General features: G+C 31.2%; 17 protein-coding genes. All 17 read left to right on the top strand.

All coding sequences use genetic code 11. The annotated features are described in order from the left end of the window. The 17 genes from L8X36_RS03035 to dxs are packed head-to-tail and all read left to right on the top strand — an operon-like array spanning position 1 to position 17,811. Positions 1–729 (top strand): UDP-2,3-diacylglucosamine diphosphatase, encoded by a 729-nt coding sequence (locus L8X36_RS03035; protein WP_263682447.1) that lies wholly within the window; start codon positions 1–3, stop codon positions 727–729. Next, a complete protein-coding gene (locus L8X36_RS03030; protein ID WP_263663913.1) occupies positions 729–1,682 on the top strand; it encodes a chemotaxis protein in 954 nt (317 codons plus the stop codon). The genes L8X36_RS03035 and L8X36_RS03030 overlap by 1 nt, the downstream gene beginning before the upstream one ends. Positions 1,683–1,684: 2 nt before the next feature. Then, positions 1,685–3,991: a chemotaxis protein CheW gene (locus tag L8X36_RS03025; protein WP_263682446.1), complete on the top strand. Its 2,307-nt coding sequence runs from the start codon at positions 1,685–1,687 to the stop codon at positions 3,989–3,991. 4 nt (positions 3,992–3,995) lie between these two features. Beyond that, on the top strand, positions 3,996–4,514 hold the full coding sequence (locus L8X36_RS03020) for a chemotaxis protein CheW (protein ID WP_039668837.1): 519 nt from the start codon (positions 3,996–3,998) through the stop codon (positions 4,512–4,514). Continuing rightward, the gene (gene serB, locus L8X36_RS03015) at positions 4,514–5,140 is read left to right on the top strand and encodes a phosphoserine phosphatase SerB (RefSeq protein WP_263682445.1); all 627 of its coding nucleotides are present in this window, start codon (positions 4,514–4,516) and stop codon (positions 5,138–5,140) included. The genes L8X36_RS03020 and serB overlap by 1 nt, the downstream gene beginning before the upstream one ends. After that, a complete protein-coding gene (locus L8X36_RS03010) occupies positions 5,137–6,108 on the top strand; it encodes a transaldolase (RefSeq protein ID WP_263682444.1) in 972 nt (323 codons plus the stop codon). Before serB ends, L8X36_RS03010 begins: the two co-directional genes overlap by 4 nt. 46 nt (positions 6,109–6,154) lie before the next feature. Further along, on the top strand, positions 6,155–6,691 hold the full coding sequence (locus L8X36_RS03005) for a 50S ribosomal protein L25/general stress protein Ctc (RefSeq protein ID WP_133319540.1): 537 nt from the start codon (positions 6,155–6,157) through the stop codon (positions 6,689–6,691). A gap of 1 nt (position 6,692) precedes the next feature. Further along, positions 6,693–7,232: an aminoacyl-tRNA hydrolase gene (pth, locus tag L8X36_RS03000; protein WP_263682443.1), complete on the top strand. Its 540-nt coding sequence runs from the start codon at positions 6,693–6,695 to the stop codon at positions 7,230–7,232. Positions 7,233–7,235: 3 nt separating this feature from the next. Then, the gene (locus L8X36_RS02995; protein ID WP_263682442.1) at positions 7,236–8,297 is read left to right on the top strand and encodes an LptF/LptG family permease; all 1,062 of its coding nucleotides are present in this window, start codon (positions 7,236–7,238) and stop codon (positions 8,295–8,297) included. A 17-nt stretch (positions 8,298–8,314) separates the two neighbouring features. Next, positions 8,315–9,520 (top strand): diaminopimelate decarboxylase, encoded by a 1,206-nt coding sequence (lysA, locus tag L8X36_RS02990; RefSeq protein ID WP_263682441.1) that lies wholly within the window; start codon positions 8,315–8,317, stop codon positions 9,518–9,520. A 1-nt stretch (position 9,521) separates the two neighbouring features. Beyond that, on the top strand, positions 9,522–10,283 hold the full coding sequence (locus L8X36_RS02985) for an HAD-IIA family hydrolase (protein WP_263682440.1): 762 nt from the start codon (positions 9,522–9,524) through the stop codon (positions 10,281–10,283). Next, entirely contained in the window at positions 10,280–11,353 is a 1,074-nt protein-coding gene (locus tag L8X36_RS02980; protein WP_039668829.1) for a chorismate mutase / prephenate dehydratase, read from the top strand. The genes L8X36_RS02985 and L8X36_RS02980 overlap by 4 nt, the downstream gene beginning before the upstream one ends. Further along, complete coding sequence (hisC, locus tag L8X36_RS02975; RefSeq protein ID WP_263682439.1) at positions 11,343–12,434, top strand: histidinol-phosphate transaminase; 1,092 nt, start codon at positions 11,343–11,345, stop codon at positions 12,432–12,434. The genes L8X36_RS02980 and hisC overlap by 11 nt, the downstream gene beginning before the upstream one ends. 14 nt (positions 12,435–12,448) lie before the next feature. After that, complete coding sequence (gene fliF, locus L8X36_RS02970; RefSeq protein WP_263682438.1) at positions 12,449–14,134, top strand: flagellar basal-body MS-ring/collar protein FliF; 1,686 nt, start codon at positions 12,449–12,451, stop codon at positions 14,132–14,134. Continuing rightward, a complete protein-coding gene (gene fliG, locus L8X36_RS02965) occupies positions 14,134–15,162 on the top strand; it encodes a flagellar motor switch protein FliG (RefSeq protein ID WP_012662055.1) in 1,029 nt (342 codons plus the stop codon). Before fliF ends, fliG begins: the two co-directional genes overlap by 1 nt. Positions 15,163–15,166: 4 nt before the next feature. After that, positions 15,167–15,985: a flagellar assembly protein FliH gene (gene fliH, locus L8X36_RS02960; RefSeq protein ID WP_263682437.1), complete on the top strand. Its 819-nt coding sequence runs from the start codon at positions 15,167–15,169 to the stop codon at positions 15,983–15,985. Next, complete coding sequence (gene dxs, locus L8X36_RS02955; RefSeq protein WP_263682436.1) at positions 15,982–17,811, top strand: 1-deoxy-D-xylulose-5-phosphate synthase; 1,830 nt, start codon at positions 15,982–15,984, stop codon at positions 17,809–17,811. Before fliH ends, dxs begins: the two co-directional genes overlap by 4 nt. Positions 17,812–17,832: the final 21 nt, after the last annotated feature.

Raw genomic sequence — 17,832 nt, 5'->3', positions numbered from 1 at the left:
TTGCAAAAAATAATTATAAAAGAAAATGCTATTTTCATTGCTGATGTGCATGAAAATGAAAATAGGCGTGGTTTTTGGGATTTTTTACAAGCCTTAAAAGATAAAAAAATTCAAACTCCACAGCTTTTTTTAATGGGTGATATTTTTGATCTTTTAATTTATGAGGTAAAAGCCACGCATGATTTTGCAAAAGCTTATATAGACTTACTTGAAGAGCTTGCTGATGAGATTGAAATCATTTATTTAGAAGGTAATCACGATTTTAATTTGGCTAAATTTTTTAAAAAAGTGAAGGTTTTTAGTATAAAACAGCAACCTTTGCTTTGTGAATTTAAAGATAAAACCTTGGTAAAATTAGCCCATGGGGATATTTTTTTAAAACCTTTTTTGCAATTTTGCTTAAAAAGTTTGAGAAATCATTATCTACTACTTTTTTTAAATTTTTTAAATGTTACTAGCAAAGAAAAAATTACTCAAAAAATTTTAAAAAATCAAAATAAAAAACAACTTATTAGAAAAATTCCTCAATTTGCTACTTTAGTAAAAGAGCGTATAAAACACTACAATGTAAAATTTATAATAGAAGGACATTATCATCAAGATGTATTTTTAGAATTTGAGAATACAAAATATTTAAATTTACCTACTTTTGCATACAAGGAAAGTTTTTTTGTAGTAAAATATGAACCAGAAATCAGATTTCACAAAATAGAACTTAAGGAGGCATAATGTTTGATGAGAATGTCGTTAAAACAGGTTCAAATGAAATGGAGCTTGTTGATTTTCGCATCTTTAAGCAAGGCCAAGATAAAGTCTATGAGGGAATTTATGGTGTAAATGTTTCTAAGGTTAGAGAAATCATAAAAATTCCTTTTTTGACTGAAATTCCAGGGGTACCTGAGTATGTTGAAGGTATTTTTGATCTTCGTGGTGTGGTGATTCCTGTGATTAATCTAGCTAAATGGATGCAAATTCAAGAGCCAGAAATGACAAATATAAAACCTAGAGTTATTATTACTGAATTTAGTAATGTATTAATTGGTTTTATCGTACATGAGGCAAAAAGAATTCGTAGAATTAATTGGAAAAATATAGAGCCAGCTAATTTTGCTACAAGTGCAGGTAGTTTGGATAAAAGCAAAATAACAGGTGTAACTAGAATCGAGGGTGATGAGGTTTTACTTATCCTAGATTTAGAAAGTATAGTGCAAGAGCTTGGAATTTATACTCCACAAACTGATATTGAAGATGATAAGATTCAAAAAATCGAGGGTATAGCTTTAGCACTTGATGATAGTTCTACTGCAAGAAAACTTGTTAAAGATTTACTTAATAAAATCGGCTTAAAAGTTGTAGAAGCAAAAGATGGTGTTGAAGGTTTACAAAAACTTCAAGAACTATATGGAGCATATGGTGATGATTTAAATAAACATCTAAAAATCATCGTAAGTGATGTTGAAATGCCTCAAATGGATGGTTTCCACTTTGCAGCTAAAGTAAGAGAAGATGAGAGATTTAAAAATATTCCTATCGTGTTTAACTCTTCTTTATCAAATGAGTTTATGAGTGATAAAGGTGTTAAAGAAGCAGGTGGTGAGGGGTATTTGGTTAAATTTAACGCAAGTGATTTCTTTGCTGAAATTTCTCGTGTTATTAAAAAACATGAAAAAGGTGAGGAGTAAAAATGGAAGATATTCAAGAAATACTTGAGGATTTTTTAGTTGAAGCCTTTGAACTAGTTGAGCAAATTGACCATGATTTGGTTGAATTAGAAGCAAATCCTGAAGACTTAGAACTATTAAATAGAATTTTCCGTGTTGCACATACTGTTAAAGGTTCGTCAAGCTTTTTAAATTTTGATGTTTTAACAAAACTTACTCATCACATGGAAGATGTTTTAAATAAAGCAAGACACAATGAGCTTAAAATTACTCCTGAAGTAATGGATGTGGTTTTAGAGTCTATTGATATGATGAAAACTTTATTAAATTCTATTAGAGATAATGGAAATGATACAGCGATAGGACTTGATATAGCTCCAATTTGTACAAGATTAACCGCTATTTCAGAGGGTGAAAGTTTAGAGTCTGTTGCACCGGCTAAAACTGAAGAGCCAAAAGAAGAAGTAAAAGAAGAGCCAAAGACTGAAGAACCTGAAGTTGATGTAAATAAACTCAGCGATGATGAGGTTGAGGCTGAAATTGAAAGACTTTTAAAAGTAAGAAAAGCTGAAGACCAAGCAAGACGTGCTGAAAAGAAAAAAACACAAGAAGCTAATCCAGCTCCAAGCAAACCAGCCGCTCAAGCACAAAATGCAACTGCTGAGAAAAAAGTTCCTGCAGCAGGTGGTGGAAGCAGTGGTGCAAATATGGATCAAACCATTAGGGTTGAAGTAAAAAGACTTGATCATTTGATGAACTTAATTGGGGAACTTGTTCTTGGTAAAAACCGCTTATTAAAAATTTATGATGATGTTGAAGAAAGATATGATGGGGAAAAATTCTTAGAAGAATTAAACCAAGTAGTATCGCAACTTAGCATTGTTACTACAGATATTCAATTAGCAGTTATGAAAACAAGAATGCAGCCTATTGCAAAAGTTTTCAACAAATTCCCAAGAGTTGTACGTGATTTGGGTCGTGAACTTGGCAAGCAAATGGAGCTTGAAATTTCAGGGGAAGAAACTGAACTTGATAAGTCTATTGTGGAAGAAATTGGCGATCCTATTATGCATATGATTAGAAACTCGTGTGATCATGGTATAGAAGATCCAGCAACACGTGTGGCTAATGGCAAACCAGAAAAAGGAACCGTTAATCTTAAAGCATACAATGAAGGAAACCACATTGTAGTGGAAATTGCTGATGATGGTAAAGGGCTTGATGCGGATGCTTTAAAATCAAAAGCTATAGAGAAAAACTTAATCACAGAGCGCGAAGCTGATCAAATGAGCGATAAAGAAGCTTTTGCATTGATTTTTAAACCAGGTTTTTCAACTGCTGCTAAGATTACTAATGTTTCAGGTCGTGGCGTTGGAATGGACGTTGTTAAAACTAATATTGAAAAACTAAATGGTGTGATTGAGATTGATAGCGAACTTGGTAAAGGCACTGTGATGAAGCTTAAAATCCCACTTACTTTAGCAATTATTCAATCATTGCTTGTAGGTACACAAGAAGAGTTTTATGCTATTCCTCTTGCAAGTGTTCTTGAGACGGTTAGAGTGCCAATTGATGATATTTATACCATTGAAGGTAAAAACGTACTTCGCTTGAGAGATGAGGTTTTATCTTTAGTAAGACTTTCAGATGTATTTGGTGTAAAACAAGTGCTTGAAAATACTGATCAAACTTATGTAGTTGTTATAGGTGTAGCAGAAAGTAAGCTTGGTATTATAGTAGATACTTTAGTAGGTCAAGAAGAAATCGTTATTAAGTCTATGGGTGAATATTTACAAAACATCCAAGGTATAGCAGGAGCGACGATTCGTGGTGATGGTAGAGTTACTTTGATTATTGATGTTGCTGCTATGATGGATATAGCTAAAGAGATCAAAGTAGATATTAAAGCACAAATTGAAGCGCAAGCTAAAAAAGTTGTGAAGGAAAAACCAAGCGATTATACAGTACTTATAGTGGATGATTCTAAGATGGATAGAAATATCATGCAAAAATCGCTAGAACCACTAGGTGTAAGTATTATAGAAGCAACTAACGGCGTTGAGGCATTAAATACAATTAAATCAGGTGAGCATGATATTGATGCAGTGCTGATTGATATTGAAATGCCAAGAATGGATGGTTATACCTTAGCAGGTGAAATTAGAAAATATTCTAAATACAAAAACCTTCCACTTGTTGCGGTAACTTCAAGAACTAGTAAATCAGACCGTCTAAGAGGTGTGGAAGTAGGAATGACCGAGTATATTACTAAGCCTTACTCTCCAGAGTACTTAGAAAATGTAGTTAGAAAAAATTTAAAACTAGGATAAGAAGATGAATGATAAATTAAGCCAGGTTTTACAAAAACAACAAGCGCAAATTGCAGAACCAGATGTGGATAAAGAAGAGGATATTATTCAGCTTGTTGGTTTTGTGGTAGGAGATGAGGAATATGCTATTCCTATTCTTAATATTCAAGAAATTATTAAACCTATAGAATATACTAGGGTTCCAAGTGTGCCTGATTATGTTCTAGGTGTGTTTAATATGAGGGGTAATGTTATGCCTTTGATAGATCTTGCAAAAAGATTTAATCAAGGTAGCTCTAAAATGACACCTCAAACTAGATATATTGTTTTAAAAGGTGTAGCAAATGGAAATCAAACTCCTGCAGGTAATGCGGGTTTTGTGATAGATAGATTAACAGAGGCTATCAAAATTCACAGAAGCAGAATTGATCCGCCACCTGAAACTTTACTAAAAGAAAAAGGTATGATTTTTGGTATAGGTAAAAGAGAAGAAAATATTTTAACTATATTAAAAGCCGAAGCTTTATTAAAGCGTGAGTTTTAATGATAAAGCTTTGTGCCTTTGACTTTGACTCTACGCTAATGGATGGAGAAACCATCGATATTTTAGCACAAGAGTATAATGTCGGTGATGCTGTTAAAAGTATCACCGATAAAGCAATGAATGGTGAGCTTGATTTTTTTGAAAGCTTGAATGCTAGAGTAGCCTTGCTTGAGGGAATGCCAGTTGATCAAGTAAGAAAGTGCTGTGAAAATTTACCTTTGATGAATGGTGCTAAAGAATTATGTGAGTATTTAAAAAATAAAAATATAAAAATTATTGTTTTTAGCGGTGGATTTCATGAGGGAATTGACTTAATACAAAATAAACTTCATTTTGATTTCGGTTTTGCTAACTTTTTGCATAGTAAAAACGGTGTTTTAACGGGAAAAGTTGGCGGAGAAATTATGTTTAACAACTCAAAAGGTATTATACTACAAAGACTTAAGAAATTTTTAAATTTAAAAACAGAAGAAATTATGTGTGTGGGCGATGGAGCTAATGATATTTCTATGTTTAAAGAATGTGGATTAAAAATAGCTTTTTGTGCCAAAGAAATTTTAAGATCTCATGCAGATATTTGTGTAGATAAAAAAGATTTAAAAGAAATAATAAAGGTAATACAATGAAAAAATTTTCACTATGGTGTGATTTTATAGAAAATGAATTTTTAGATCATGAATTTTTAGATTTAATATACTCAAGAACAATCAATGGTGCTACTTCAAATCCTGCTATTTTTAAAAATGCGATTTTAAACTCGGCTATTTATAAAGAAAAAATCAAAAAATCAAATCTCAAAGATAAAAAAGCCTTATATGAGTATCTTGCGATAGAAGATATAGCTAAGGCCGCAGATAAATTAGCTATTAATTATTATGAAAATAATGATGGTTTTATTAGTATTGAAATTGACCCAAGATTAAAAGATAATACTAGCTTATCTTTGGCTGAGGCAAAAAGATTATACACGCAAATTGCAAAAGAAAATGTGATGATGAAAATTCCTGCCACAGAAGCTTCTTATGAAGTAATGCAAGAATTAATGAAAAATGGTATTAGTGTAAATGCTACTTTGATTTTTGATTTTGAGCAAACTAAAAAATGCTTTGAAGCTTTAAATTTAGGTTTAAAAGAATTTAGAAAAAATAATACCGCAGCCAAAAAAGAACCTCAAGCCGTTATTAGTATTTTTGTAAGCCGTTTTGATAGATTATTAAATAATCAAGTTTTAGATAAAAATTATATAGGAATTCTTACTGCAACAAAGGCTTATAATTATATCATTAAACAAAATGAAGCAAATATTAGAGCTTTATTTGCAAGTACGGGTGTTAAGGGTGATGATTTAGAAAAAGATTATTATATTAAAGAATTACTCTATGATAAAGCTATTAATACTGCACCACTAGATGCTATTAAGGCTTTTAAAGGTAAGCAAATCGTATTTAAAGAGCCTTTGAAAGATGAATGTATAGAGAAAAAATTGAATGCAAATATTTCAAAAGATGCTTTAAGTAAAGCTTGTAAAGATTTGCTTGATGATGGTTTAGAGCAATTTTGCATAGCTTATGAAGATATTTTAAAATCTTTATAAACTTATTTAGCTATAATTAGCGTTTATTTTTTTAGAAAGGAAACAGATGTTAGAAGGTATCGTTAGAGAGAGTATCGGTAGAAAAGCTGCTAAAGCTTTAAAAAGAGATGGTTATCTAATCGCAAACATCTACGGAAAAGGATTAGAAAACATCAATGCTGCTTTTAAAGTAAATGAATTTATTAAAGAAGTACGCAAAAAAACTACTTTAGCTTTTGATGTAAAAGTAGCAGATAAAGTATTAAATGTTGTGGTAGTTGATTATCAAAAAGATCCTGTAACTGCAGAATTAAAACACGTAGATTTAAAAGTAGCACAAAAAGGTGTTATTTCTAAATATATGGTTCCTGTAAAAATCGTAGGAACAGCTATGGGTCTTAAAAATAAAGGTGTTTTAATCCAATCAAAAAGAAGATTAAAAGTAAAATGTGCAGCTGAAAACTTACCAAATTATTTTGAATTAGATGTAACTAAACTTGATGTTGGTGATGCACTTTTAATCCGCGATGTAGTTGTACCTGAGGGTGTAACTATGGTTGATGCTGATAGAGTAGCTGTAGTTGGCGTAGAAAAAGCAAGATAAAATGACCTTAGTCGTAGGACTTGGTAATATAGGAGAACAATACGCCCAAACCCGTCATAATGTAGGGTTTATGCTAATTGACTTAATTTTGAAAGACTTGCAAACAACAAAGCTTTCAAATGCTAAATTTAAAGGAGAGCTTTTTAAAAGCTCTTCTGCTCTTTTTTTAAAACCTTCCACTTATATGAATTTATCCGGAGAAAGCGTAAAAGCTGTTAGTGAATACTATAAATGCGATAGAATTATTGTAATCCATGATGATATAGATTTAAATTTAGGTGCTTTGAAATTTAAAATAGGTGGATCAAGTGGTGGGCATAATGGACTTAAAAGTATAGATAATCTTTGTGGTAATGCTTATGAGAGAGTACGTATAGGAGTAGGAAAAGGACAAGATGTAATTTCTCATGTTTTGGGGAAATTTAAACAAGAAGAGCAAGAAAGTTTAACTAAGGTTTTAGAACATAGTAAAAAAGCCTTATTTGAGCTTTTAAATTCTGATATAGAAAAAATCGCTTCAAAATATTCTTTAAAAAGTTAAACGATGAGTATATTTTTTCGCTATATTTCATCTTTGTATTTAAAATCATTTTTTATTTTATTTTTTTCTTTGACTTTTTTCTTTGTAGCGATTGATTTTTTGCTCAATTTCAATAGGCTACCAAAAAGTGCAAATTTAGAGCTTTTGTATATATTTTTTTTAACATGCTCAGCAGCTTCTTATATACTACCTTTAGCTATAGTCCTTGCTTTGGTTTTATGTATTTTTAATATGATACGCTCGAATGAATTTGTTAGCTTGTATGCTTTGGGTTTAAGTAAAAATCAAGTGATTTTTTATCCTTTTTTATGGGCTATGTTTTTTTGTTGTGTTTATGTTGGACTTAATTTTAGCTCTTTTGCTTATGCAGATGAATATAAAAGTAATATTCTTAAGCGTGGCGTTGTAGATAGAGAGGGCGGGGAAGTTTTGATTAAATATAATGATAAATTTATTTATATACAAAAAACAAGTTCTCAAACCCTATATAATGTAAAAATCTTTGATGTAAAAAATTTAGACATTCAAAACATAATCCATGCAAAAACTGCTAAATTTAATGGAAATTCTTGGGATTTAAATGATGCTAAAGCTACTAATGTACCACAAAATTTGATTGTTTCAAAAGAGGGTTTGAGTATAGAAGAATTTAAAAATATTAAAGGTTTAGAAGACTTTTCTCCAAAAATTTTAGAAAGAATTTCTTTAGTAGAGAGCAATCCTTCTTATTCTATTTTAGATGCACTAGAAAGTATGGTAATTTTTGCAAAACAAAATATTTCTACTAATACACTTAGAACAAGTTTATATTCTTTAGTTCTTACACCATTTTTTGCACCATTTTTAATGCTTATTGTGTATTATTATTTTCCTTTAACTGCAAGATTTTTTAATCTCGCACTTTTAGCTTTTGTGTTTTTTGTGTGCATACTTTTGGTTTGGGGTTTGTTGTTTTTATTAACAAGATTGAGTGAAAATGAAATTTTACTTCCAGAGCTTGGTATAATGCTACCAGTATTTATTTTAATAAGTATAGGAAGTTTTTATTATTTTAAACACAAATAACTACAAGTGAGGTTTTTATGGATTATTTAAAACTAGCAAAAGAATATAACACACCATTTTATATTTATGATTTTGATAAAATCAAAGAGCGTTTTACAATGTTAAAAGATGCTTTTAAAGCAAGAAAGTCACAAATTTTTTATGCAGTTAAAGCAAATTCTAATTTAAGTGTTTTAAAACTTTTAGCTTCTTTAGATAGCGGGTTTGATTGTGTTAGCGCGGGTGAGATTTATAGAGCTTTAAAAGCAGGGGCTAAGAATTATAAAATTATTTTTAGTGGGGTAGGTAAAAGTGCTGATGAGTTAAAATATGCTTTAGAGCAAAACATACTTTATGTAAATTTAGAAAGCTATGAAGAAATGCTTCTTTTAGAACAAATTGCTAAAGAAAATCAAAAGACAGCCCGTATAAGCATAAGAGTAAATCCAAATGTAGATGCTAAAACACATCCTTACATTTCTACAGGTTTGCATGAAAATAAATTTGGCGTAGATATAGAAAGTGCTAAAAAAATGTATCTTTATGCTAAAAACTCACAATTTTTAGAGCCAGTTGGTGTGCATTTTCACATAGGCTCGCAAATTCTTGATATAAGCAGTATTCATGAAGCTTCTGTGATTGTTGCAAAATTAGTAAAAGAGCTTTTGGCTTTAAAAATTAATATTAAATTCTTTGATATAGGTGGAGGCTTAGGGGTTTGTTATAAAGATGAACAAGAGCCAAATTTATATGATTATGCTCAAGGAATTTTAGCAAGTTTACAAGGTCTTGATGTGTGCATAGGTATGGAACCTGGTAGATTTCTAGTGGCAAATGCAGGTGAGTTTGTTACTAAAGTATTATATGAAAAATTTAATGATAAAAAGCGTTTTGTGGTTGTTGATGGGGCGATGAATGATTTATTACGTCCAAGTTTATATAGTGCTTATCATGAAATTAAGCTTTTGGGCGAAAATAAAGAAGAGAGCCTTTGTGATATTGTTGGTGGGGTTTGTGAGAGTGGAGATTTTTTAGCTAAAGATAGAAAACTAGCTAAGACAAAAGCAGGAGATTTGATCATAGTTAAAAGTGCAGGTGCGTATGGTTTTAGCATGAGTAGTAATTATAATACTCGCAATAGAGTATGTGAGCTAGCTTGTGAAAATGGCACGGTAAGAATGATTAGAAAAAGAGAAAGTTATGAGGATCAAATTGCTTTAGAGCTTGATTTTTTAAAGGATTGAAATGTTATTTTTAGATGTACAAGGGACTTTGATTTCAGATTATGATAAAAGTCCTATAAATGGTGCTTTAGAACTCATTAAATCTTTAAATAAAGAAAAAATTCCTTATGTGATTATTACCAATAATACTAAAAAATTAGATTTTTTAAATTATTTGCAAAATTTGGGTTTTGAAATTAATGAAAAAGTCTATATTGATCCTTTTTGTGTTTTAAAAGATCATTTAAAGCCTTGTAAAATAGCAGCTTTTGGAGCAAAAGAATTTTTAGATTCACTTCAAGAGTTAGGTTATGAGCTTGATTGTAAAAATCCAAAAGCATTTTTACTGGCAAGTTATGATGATTTTAAATTTCAAGATTTTGCTAGTATGATAGAGTATCTTAAAAATGGCGTGCAAGCTATAGCAATGCATGAAAGTAGTATTTATAAGAAAAATTCAAGGCTTTATCCAGGCGTTGGAAGTATTATGTCTATGCTTAAAAATGCATGCGAGTTTGATTATAAGGTGATAGGAAAACCTAGTAAGGCTTTTTATGAAAGTGCTTTAAATTTATTAAAACAACAAGATTGTAATGTAAGTTTTGAAAAGACTTTAATCATTAGTGATGATTTTAAAGGCGATTTGCTTGGTGCTTATGAGCTTGGCATGCAAACAGCCTTAGTTTTAAGCGGTAAAATTTCTAACACTCAAGGTCTTGATACAACTAAACTTAATTTTGTATATGATAGTATTAAGGATTACTACATATCGAGGTTTAAATGAAAGAGATAGAAAAATTACGCAATAAAATCGATACCATTGATGATAAAATTTTGGCTTTGCTTAATGAAAGAATGCTTCATGTTAAAGATATAGGAGTTATTAAGCAAAATTTAGGTGGAAGTATTTATAGACCTGAGCGCGAAAGAGCTATTATAAATAGACTTAAAAATTATAATCATGGTTTATTAGATCAAAATGCAATCGAAGCAATTTACCAAGAAATTTTTGCTGTATCAAGAAATTTAGAAATGCCCCAAAGCATAGCTTATTTAGGACCTGAGGGAAGCTATACGCATCAAGTAGCAAGAACGCGTTTTGGTGCTATGAGTCGTTATACTCCACTTGCAAATATAGAAGATGTTTTTAAAGAATTAGCTCACAAAGAAGCAAAATATGGAGTAGTGCCTATAGAAAATAATACAGCAGGTGCAGTGGGTGTGACGCTTGATTGTCTTGGAAAATATGAAGATGTAAAGATTTTTGCTGAAATTTATATGGATATTCATCATTCTTTTGTAAGTATGAGTGAAAATTTAAAAGATATTAAACGCATATATTCTCATCCACAAGGCTATAATCAATGTAGAAATTTTTTAGAAAGTCATGATTTAAGTGAAGTAGAATTTGTAGCAAGCAAATCCACAGCTCATGCAGCTTATTTAGCTTCGCAAGATGTTACTTCAGCTGCGATTTGCTCTAAGATTGCAGCAAAACTTTATAATGTGCCTATATTATTTGAAACGATTGAGGATAATTTGGCAAATCGCACTAGGTTTTTGATTTTAAGTGATATAAAAATACCTCAAATGCCTCATTGTAAAACTTCTATTTTAGCACTTGCTGCACATAAACCAGGTGGGCTTAGTGATTTATTATATGAGTTTAAAAAAGAGGGGATAAATTTAACAAAACTTGAATCACGCCCTATAAAAACAAGAGAATTTGTACATAGTTTTTATATAGATTTTGAAGGACATATTGATGATGAAAATGTCCAAAGAGTATTAAAAAAAGCTGATCATATAAAATGGCTTGGATCGTATTTATCAGGAGAAAGTAATGAAATTTAATCCTTTTTTAGAAGCTATTAAAACTTACGAAAGTGGCAAGGATATGGATTTAATTGCTAAAGAATATGGTTTAAAAGAAGTTATTAAACTAGCGAGTAATGAAAATCCTTATGGTACAAGCAAAAAAGCTAAAGAAGCCATTATAAATAATGCGCATTTAGCTCATTTGTATCCTGATGATACTATGAGTGAATTAAAACAAGCTTTAGCACAAAAATATGATATTTTAAAAGAAAATCTCATCATAGGTAGTGGGAGTGATCAAATCATAGAATATATAGTGCATGCAAAACTTGATCATTCTAAGGCTTATTTGCAATGCGGGGTTAGCTTTGCTATGTATGAAATTTATGCAAAACAACTAGGAGTTAAGGTTTATAAAACCCCAAGCTTAACCCATGATTTAAATGAGTTGTATGAGTTATATCAAAAGCATAAAAATGAAATCAAAGTAATCTTTTTATGCTTACCCAATAATCCTTTAGGTGAGTGTTTATACGCAAGTGCGGTTTTTGAGTTTTTAGAAAAAATTGATGAGGATTGTTTGGTAGCCATTGATGGAGCTTATAATGAATTTGCTTCATTTAAAGATAGCAAAAAACATATCAACCCTAAGGAATTAATCCATAAATTTCAAAATACAGTATATCTAGGAACCTTTTCTAAGCTTTATGGTTTGGGTGGTATGAGAGTAGGTTATGGTATAGCTTGCAAGGAAATTATCAATGCGTTTTATAAATTAAGAGCACCTTTTAATGTGACTAATTTGAGTTTAAAAGCTGCTGTTGCTGCGTTAGATGATGATGAGTTTGTGCAAAAAACTTTGGAAAATAATTTTTCACAAATGAAACTTTATGAAGATTTTGCTAAAAATTATAAAATTCGATACATTCCAAGCTATACAAATTTTATTACTTATTTTTTTGATGAAAAAAATAGCACAGATTTATCTGAAAAATTGCTTAAAAACGGTATAATAATAAGAAATTTACAAAGTTATGGTTTAAATGCTGTGCGTATAAGTATAGGTACAGAGTATGAAAATTCAAGGTTTTTTGAAGAGTTTTCTAAAAATTTTTAGTTTGTAGGAAATAAATGGATTATAAAACTATACTGCACCAAGTAGGTCAGCTTTATCAAAATTTAAGTTTAAGACAGCGTATTATCATTGCTGCTTCTATTGTTGTTGTAGTTGGATTTTTAGTATTTTTAACCCTTTTTAGAAGTGGTTCTACAGTAGCTAGTGAGGCTGGATATTCAGTATTATTCGAAAATGCTAATACTAGCGATTCAGCGATGATAGTAACGCAACTTGAAAAAAGTGGGGTTCCTTATATTTTGCGTGATGAAGGAACTATTTTAGTACCTAATGAACAAGTATATAAGCAGCGTTTAGCTATTGCTTCTGCAGGGTTATTGCCAAAAGATAATAAAGTAGGTTTTGAGCTTTTTGATAAACAAGAATTTGGCGCAACAGAAGCTGAGCAAAAGGTAAAATACCAAAGAGCATTAGAAGGTGAGCTTGCTAGAACGATTGAAAGTTTAGAGCCTATTCATAGCGCCACAGTGCATATTGCTTTTGCTAAAGATACACTTTTTACTCAACAACAAGTCCCACCAACTGCTTCAGTAGCTTTGACGATAAAAGAAGGCTTAAAGCTTAATAAAAAGCAAATTATGGGGATTAAAAACTTAATTGCTTCTTCAGTGACAAAACTCACCCCTGAAAATGTAAAAATCATGGATCAAAAAGGTATTCCTTTAGATGATGAGGGTGCTTTTGAGAGTGATTTAATTGCTGCTCAAATTAAATATAAAAGAGATCAAGAATATGAATTAGAGCAAAAAATTGTTGCTTCTATTGCTCCATTTGCGGGTGGTTATGATAGGGTAGTAGCAAAGGTTAGTATTGATTATGATTTTTCTAAAGAAGAATCACAAAGTGAAGTATATGATCCAAACACAGTCGTGCGTAGTGAGCAAACTTTAGAAGAACATAGAGAAGGTTATAAAGATAAAGAAAATCAAGGTGTACCAGGCGCTGTTTCAAACATCGGTCCTGTAGAAGGTTTAGATGATAAAGGTGCACGCGAGGTTTATACTAAAAACCAAACTACAACTAATAATGAAATTTCTAAAAAAATCACCAATACCACTAAGCAATTTGCAACCGTTAAAAGAATTTCTGCAGCCGTTGTAGTAGATGGAAAATACAAAGTAATTACTGATGATCAGGGAAATATTACTAATGAATATATTCCTTTGAGCGATAAAGAAATTCAAGCTATTGAAAATCTCACTAAAGGCGCTATAGGTTTTAATCTTGCTAGAGGTGATGCGGTTGAAGTAAATAATTTGGAATTTCATAGAACAGCTAAAGTTGAAAATAAGGTTCAAACTTTCTATTCAAGATTTGTTGAGCCATTTATCCCGCCTGTTAAGTATGTCTTTGCTGCGATTTTACTTTTCATCTTTTATAAAAAAGTTATTGTGCCATTTTCACAAAAAATGCTTGCAGATATCAAGCTTGAAGAAGAGATGGAAGGAAAAGACGGGCAAATCATTGACGAGGCTGAAGATGCTATTGAAAAATTCAACGCAGCACGTAAGAAAGTTGAAGAACAACTTGGCTTTGGGGATAATTTTGATGAAGATGCACTTCAATATGATGTCTTGCTCGAAAAATTAAGAGCAGTGGCTAATGAAAAAGGTGAAGAAGTGGCATTATTGTTACAAAAACTTGTTGAAAATGAAGCTGAATTTGGTGAGAAGGATATCTGATGATAAAGCTTAGTGAAGAACAAAAAATGGTCTATGATGACCTTTCTATGCCAGAAAAGGTCGCAATTTTTTTAATTCAACTTGGAGAAGATGTAACGACAGTTTTATTTTCTCATATGGATATTAATGTCATCACTGAAATTTCTCGCTATATCGCTTTAGCAAAAAATGTTGACAAACCAGTTGCTACTGCAGTTTTAGAAGAATTTTATACTTTATTACAATCAAACCAATACCTAAAAAGTGGCGGTTTGGAATATGCAAAAGAAATTTTATTTAGAACTTTTGGCCCTGAAATTGCCAATAAAATTTTGGAAAAACTTACCAAAAGTATGGAAAATAATCAAAATTTTGCTTATCTTTCTCAAATCAAACCACAACAGCTTGCTGACTTTATCATTAAAGAACACCCTCAAACCATAGCTTTGATTTTAGCTCATATGGATACTACTCAAGCTGCTGAAACTTTGGAATATTTTAGCGATGAGTTAAGGGCTGAGGTTGTAATAAGAATGGCAAATCTTGGGGATATTTCACCTTCAATTATCAAAAGAGTATCTGCGGTGCTTGAAAGTAAACTTGAAAGTCTTACTTCTTATAAAGTTGAAGTGGGTGGTCCAAGAGCGGTTGCTGAAGTGCTTAATCGCTTGGGTCAAAAAGCATCCAAAACAACACTTTCTTATATTGAGCAAAGTGATGAAAAACTTGCTACAACCATTAAAGATTTAATGTTTACTTTTGATGATATTTCTCAGCTTAGTACTAATGCGATTAGAGAAGTTTTAAAAGCTGCTGATAAACGCGATTTGATGATAGGTTTAAAGGGTGCAAGCGAGGATTTAAAGCAAAAATTTATGGCAAATATGTCAACGCGTGCTGCTGAAGCTTTTGTAGAAGAAATGGGCTTTTTGGGTGCTGTGCGTGTAAAAGATGTAGAAGAAGCACAAAGAAAAGTTGTAGAAGTGGTGCAAAAACTTGCAGAACAAGGTCTTATCCAAGTGGGTGAGGCTGATGAGATGATAGAGTAAGATTATGGCTAAATTAACTAATGTAATTTCACCTGAAAATATTTCTGCTCATGTAGTTGAAGGATATCATTTTAAAGTTATGAGTGAAATGTCTTCTAATGAAGAGCAAAAACAAGAAGAAACTCAAACTATAAATCAAGCTCCTCTGGCTCAAAATACTACTCAGCAAGCAGTGGAAAATCAAACAGTAGAAACTACCCCACAAGTCCCACAACCACAAATCCAACCTGATTTTGTAGAAGATTTGCTTAAAAAAACTGATGAAATGTCAGGAAATATTATTAAATTACAAATGCAAATAGAAAGCCAAGAGGCTGAATTTAACAATCGCTTAAATACAGAATTAGAACATGCAAAAGAAAAATTTACCAAAGAAGGTTATGAACAAGCTCAAAAAAATTTTGAAAGTGAATTAGAAGCTTTAAAAGAAAAATACTTAAAAAGTGTAGAAAAACTTGAAAATACAGTGCAAAATTTAAATGAGTTTTTATCTAAAAATGAAAAAGAATTAGCCGATACAGCTGTAATTATCGCAAAAGAGGTAATTGCAAAAGAACTTGAGGAAAATTCTTCACTTATAGCCTTAAATTTGGCAAAAGAACTTATGAATGAGCTTAAAAATGCTACTAAGATAGAATTAAAATTAAATCCTGATGATTTTGAATATGTAAAATCACATTTAGAACAAGAGCAAAGTAGTATCAAATTTAGCCTTGATGATGCGATTAATAAGGGGAGTATTTTAATATTAAGTGATGCAGGCAATATAGAATCAAACCTTAATAATCGTTTGCAAAAAATCAAAAATATGGTTAATGAATGATAGACTTAAATAACTTAAATATTAAAAATATGCAAATTAAAGAGCTAGAAAATTTAGCTAACAATTTGCGTGAAGTTATTATAGACACAGTGAGTAAAAATGGTGGACATTTAAGTTCAAATTTAGGTGTAGTTGAGCTTAGTATAGGAATGCATTATGTTTTTGATGTAAAAAAAGATCCTTTTATTTTTGATGTTTCACACCAATCTTATCCACACAAGCTTTTAAGTGGTAAAATAAATAATTTTCAAACTCTAAGGCAATTTAATGGTTTAAGTGGTTATACAAAGCCTGATGAGGGAGATTATTTTGTAGCAGGACATTCAAGCACTTCTATATCTTTAGCAGTTGGAGCTTGCAAGGCTATAAGATTAAAAGATGAAGATCGTTTGCCTGTTGTATTAATAGGCGATGGAGCGCTAAGTGCGGGTATGGCTTATGAAGCTTTAAATGAACTTGGTGATAGAGAATACCCTTGTGTGATCATTTTAAATGATAATGAAATGAGTATATCAAGGCCAATTGGAGCTATTTCAAAATACCTTTCTCAGGCAATGGCAACGCAGTTTTATCAAAAATTTAAAAAACGCATAGAAAATCTTTTAGAATACTTTCCTCAAGGCGCTTCTTATATGGCAAAGCGTTTTGAAGAGGGCTTAAGACTTATCACACCTGGACTTTTATTTGAAGAATTAGGGCTTGAGTATATTGGTCCCATTGATGGACATAATTTAAATGAGGTTATTAATGCGCTCAATCAAGCAAAAGCTATGAAAAAACCTTGCGTTGTGCATGCGCAAACTATCAAAGGCAAGGGTTATGCATTAGCCGAGGGAAAAAATGCTAAATGGCATGGAGTAGGTGCTTTTGATAGAAGTAGCGGGGAGAGTTTAAAGGCAAATATAAGTAAAAAAAGCGCCACAGAAATTTTTTCAAATACCCTACTGAATTTAGCTCAAAAATATGAAAATATAGTGGGTGTAACTGCTGCTATGCCAAGTGGTACTGGACTTGATAAATTAATAGAGAAATACCCTGAACGTTTTTGGGATGTCGCAATTGCAGAACAACATGCAGTTACTTCTATGGCGGCTATGGCAAAAGAAGGTTTTAAACCTTTTATAGCAATTTATAGTACTTTTATGCAAAGAGCTTATGATCAAGTAATTCATGATTGTGCTATTATGAATTTAAATGTAGTTATAGCTATGGATAGAGCAGGAATTGTAGGAGAAGATGGAGAAACTCATCAGGGTGTTTTTGATATTAGCTTTTTAAGTGCTATACCAAATATTACTCTAGCAGCTCCAAGAGATGAGGCTATGATGGAAAATATTATGGAATATGCATATTTTCATCAAGGCGTTTTTGCTTTTCGCTATCCTAGGGGTAATTTTTTATTAAATGATGATTTTAATCCATGTGAGATAAAACTTGCTAAAGCTCAAATTTTATCTAAAGTACAAAGCGATAAAGTATTTTTAGGTTTTGGTCAAGGTGTGGCTAAGGCAAAATTAGCTTTAGATAAACTTGGACTAGATTATGCGAGCTTAATAGATTTGATTTTTGCAAAGCCTTTAGATGAAGAGCTTTTAAAAGAGTTGGCAAAAGATACAAAAACTTGGTTTGTTTTTTCAGATAGTGCTAAAATAGGTGGAGTGGGAAGTTTGATTGCAAATTTTTTACAAAAAGAAAATCTTTATCATATAAAACTAGTAAGTTTTGAATTTGAAGATCAATTTATAGCCCATGGCAAAACAAGTGAAGTGGAAAAATTTTTAGAACTTGATATTGATTCATTGTGTCAAAAAATTAAAATTTATTAAAAGATAAAAAATATCTTTTAA

The organism is Campylobacter sp. CNRCH_2014_0184h, assembly GCF_025772985.1.
In the GTDB taxonomy this organism is placed as follows: Bacteria; Campylobacterota; Campylobacteria; order Campylobacterales; family Campylobacteraceae; genus Campylobacter_D.
This window is presented reverse-complemented; position numbering and strand designations above follow the sequence as displayed.

Excerpts from the sequence above, each read along its gene's own strand:
- L8X36_RS03030 (WP_263663913.1), top strand. The coding sequence starts at position 729 with ATGTTTGATGAGAATGTCGTTAAAACAGGTTCAAATGAAATGGAGCTT.
- L8X36_RS03025 (WP_263682446.1), top strand. The coding sequence starts at position 1,685 with ATGGAAGATATTCAAGAAATACTTGAGGATTTTTTAGTTGAAGCCTTT.
- L8X36_RS03020 (WP_039668837.1), top strand. The coding sequence starts at position 3,996 with ATGAATGATAAATTAAGCCAGGTTTTACAAAAACAACAAGCGCAAATT.
- serB (WP_263682445.1), top strand. The coding sequence starts at position 4,514 with ATGATAAAGCTTTGTGCCTTTGACTTTGACTCTACGCTAATGGATGGA.
- L8X36_RS03010 (WP_263682444.1), top strand. The coding sequence starts at position 5,137 with ATGAAAAAATTTTCACTATGGTGTGATTTTATAGAAAATGAATTTTTA.
- L8X36_RS03005 (WP_133319540.1), top strand. The coding sequence starts at position 6,155 with ATGTTAGAAGGTATCGTTAGAGAGAGTATCGGTAGAAAAGCTGCTAAA.
- pth (WP_263682443.1), top strand. The coding sequence starts at position 6,693 with ATGACCTTAGTCGTAGGACTTGGTAATATAGGAGAACAATACGCCCAA.
- L8X36_RS02995 (WP_263682442.1), top strand. The coding sequence starts at position 7,236 with ATGAGTATATTTTTTCGCTATATTTCATCTTTGTATTTAAAATCATTT.
- lysA (WP_263682441.1), top strand. The coding sequence starts at position 8,315 with ATGGATTATTTAAAACTAGCAAAAGAATATAACACACCATTTTATATT.
- L8X36_RS02985 (WP_263682440.1), top strand. The coding sequence starts at position 9,522 with ATGTTATTTTTAGATGTACAAGGGACTTTGATTTCAGATTATGATAAA.
- L8X36_RS02980 (WP_039668829.1), top strand. The coding sequence starts at position 10,280 with ATGAAAGAGATAGAAAAATTACGCAATAAAATCGATACCATTGATGAT.
- hisC (WP_263682439.1), top strand. The coding sequence starts at position 11,343 with ATGAAATTTAATCCTTTTTTAGAAGCTATTAAAACTTACGAAAGTGGC.
- fliF (WP_263682438.1), top strand. The coding sequence starts at position 12,449 with ATGGATTATAAAACTATACTGCACCAAGTAGGTCAGCTTTATCAAAAT.
- fliG (WP_012662055.1), top strand. The coding sequence starts at position 14,134 with ATGATAAAGCTTAGTGAAGAACAAAAAATGGTCTATGATGACCTTTCT.
- fliH (WP_263682437.1), top strand. The coding sequence starts at position 15,167 with ATGGCTAAATTAACTAATGTAATTTCACCTGAAAATATTTCTGCTCAT.
- dxs (WP_263682436.1), top strand. The coding sequence starts at position 15,982 with ATGATAGACTTAAATAACTTAAATATTAAAAATATGCAAATTAAAGAG.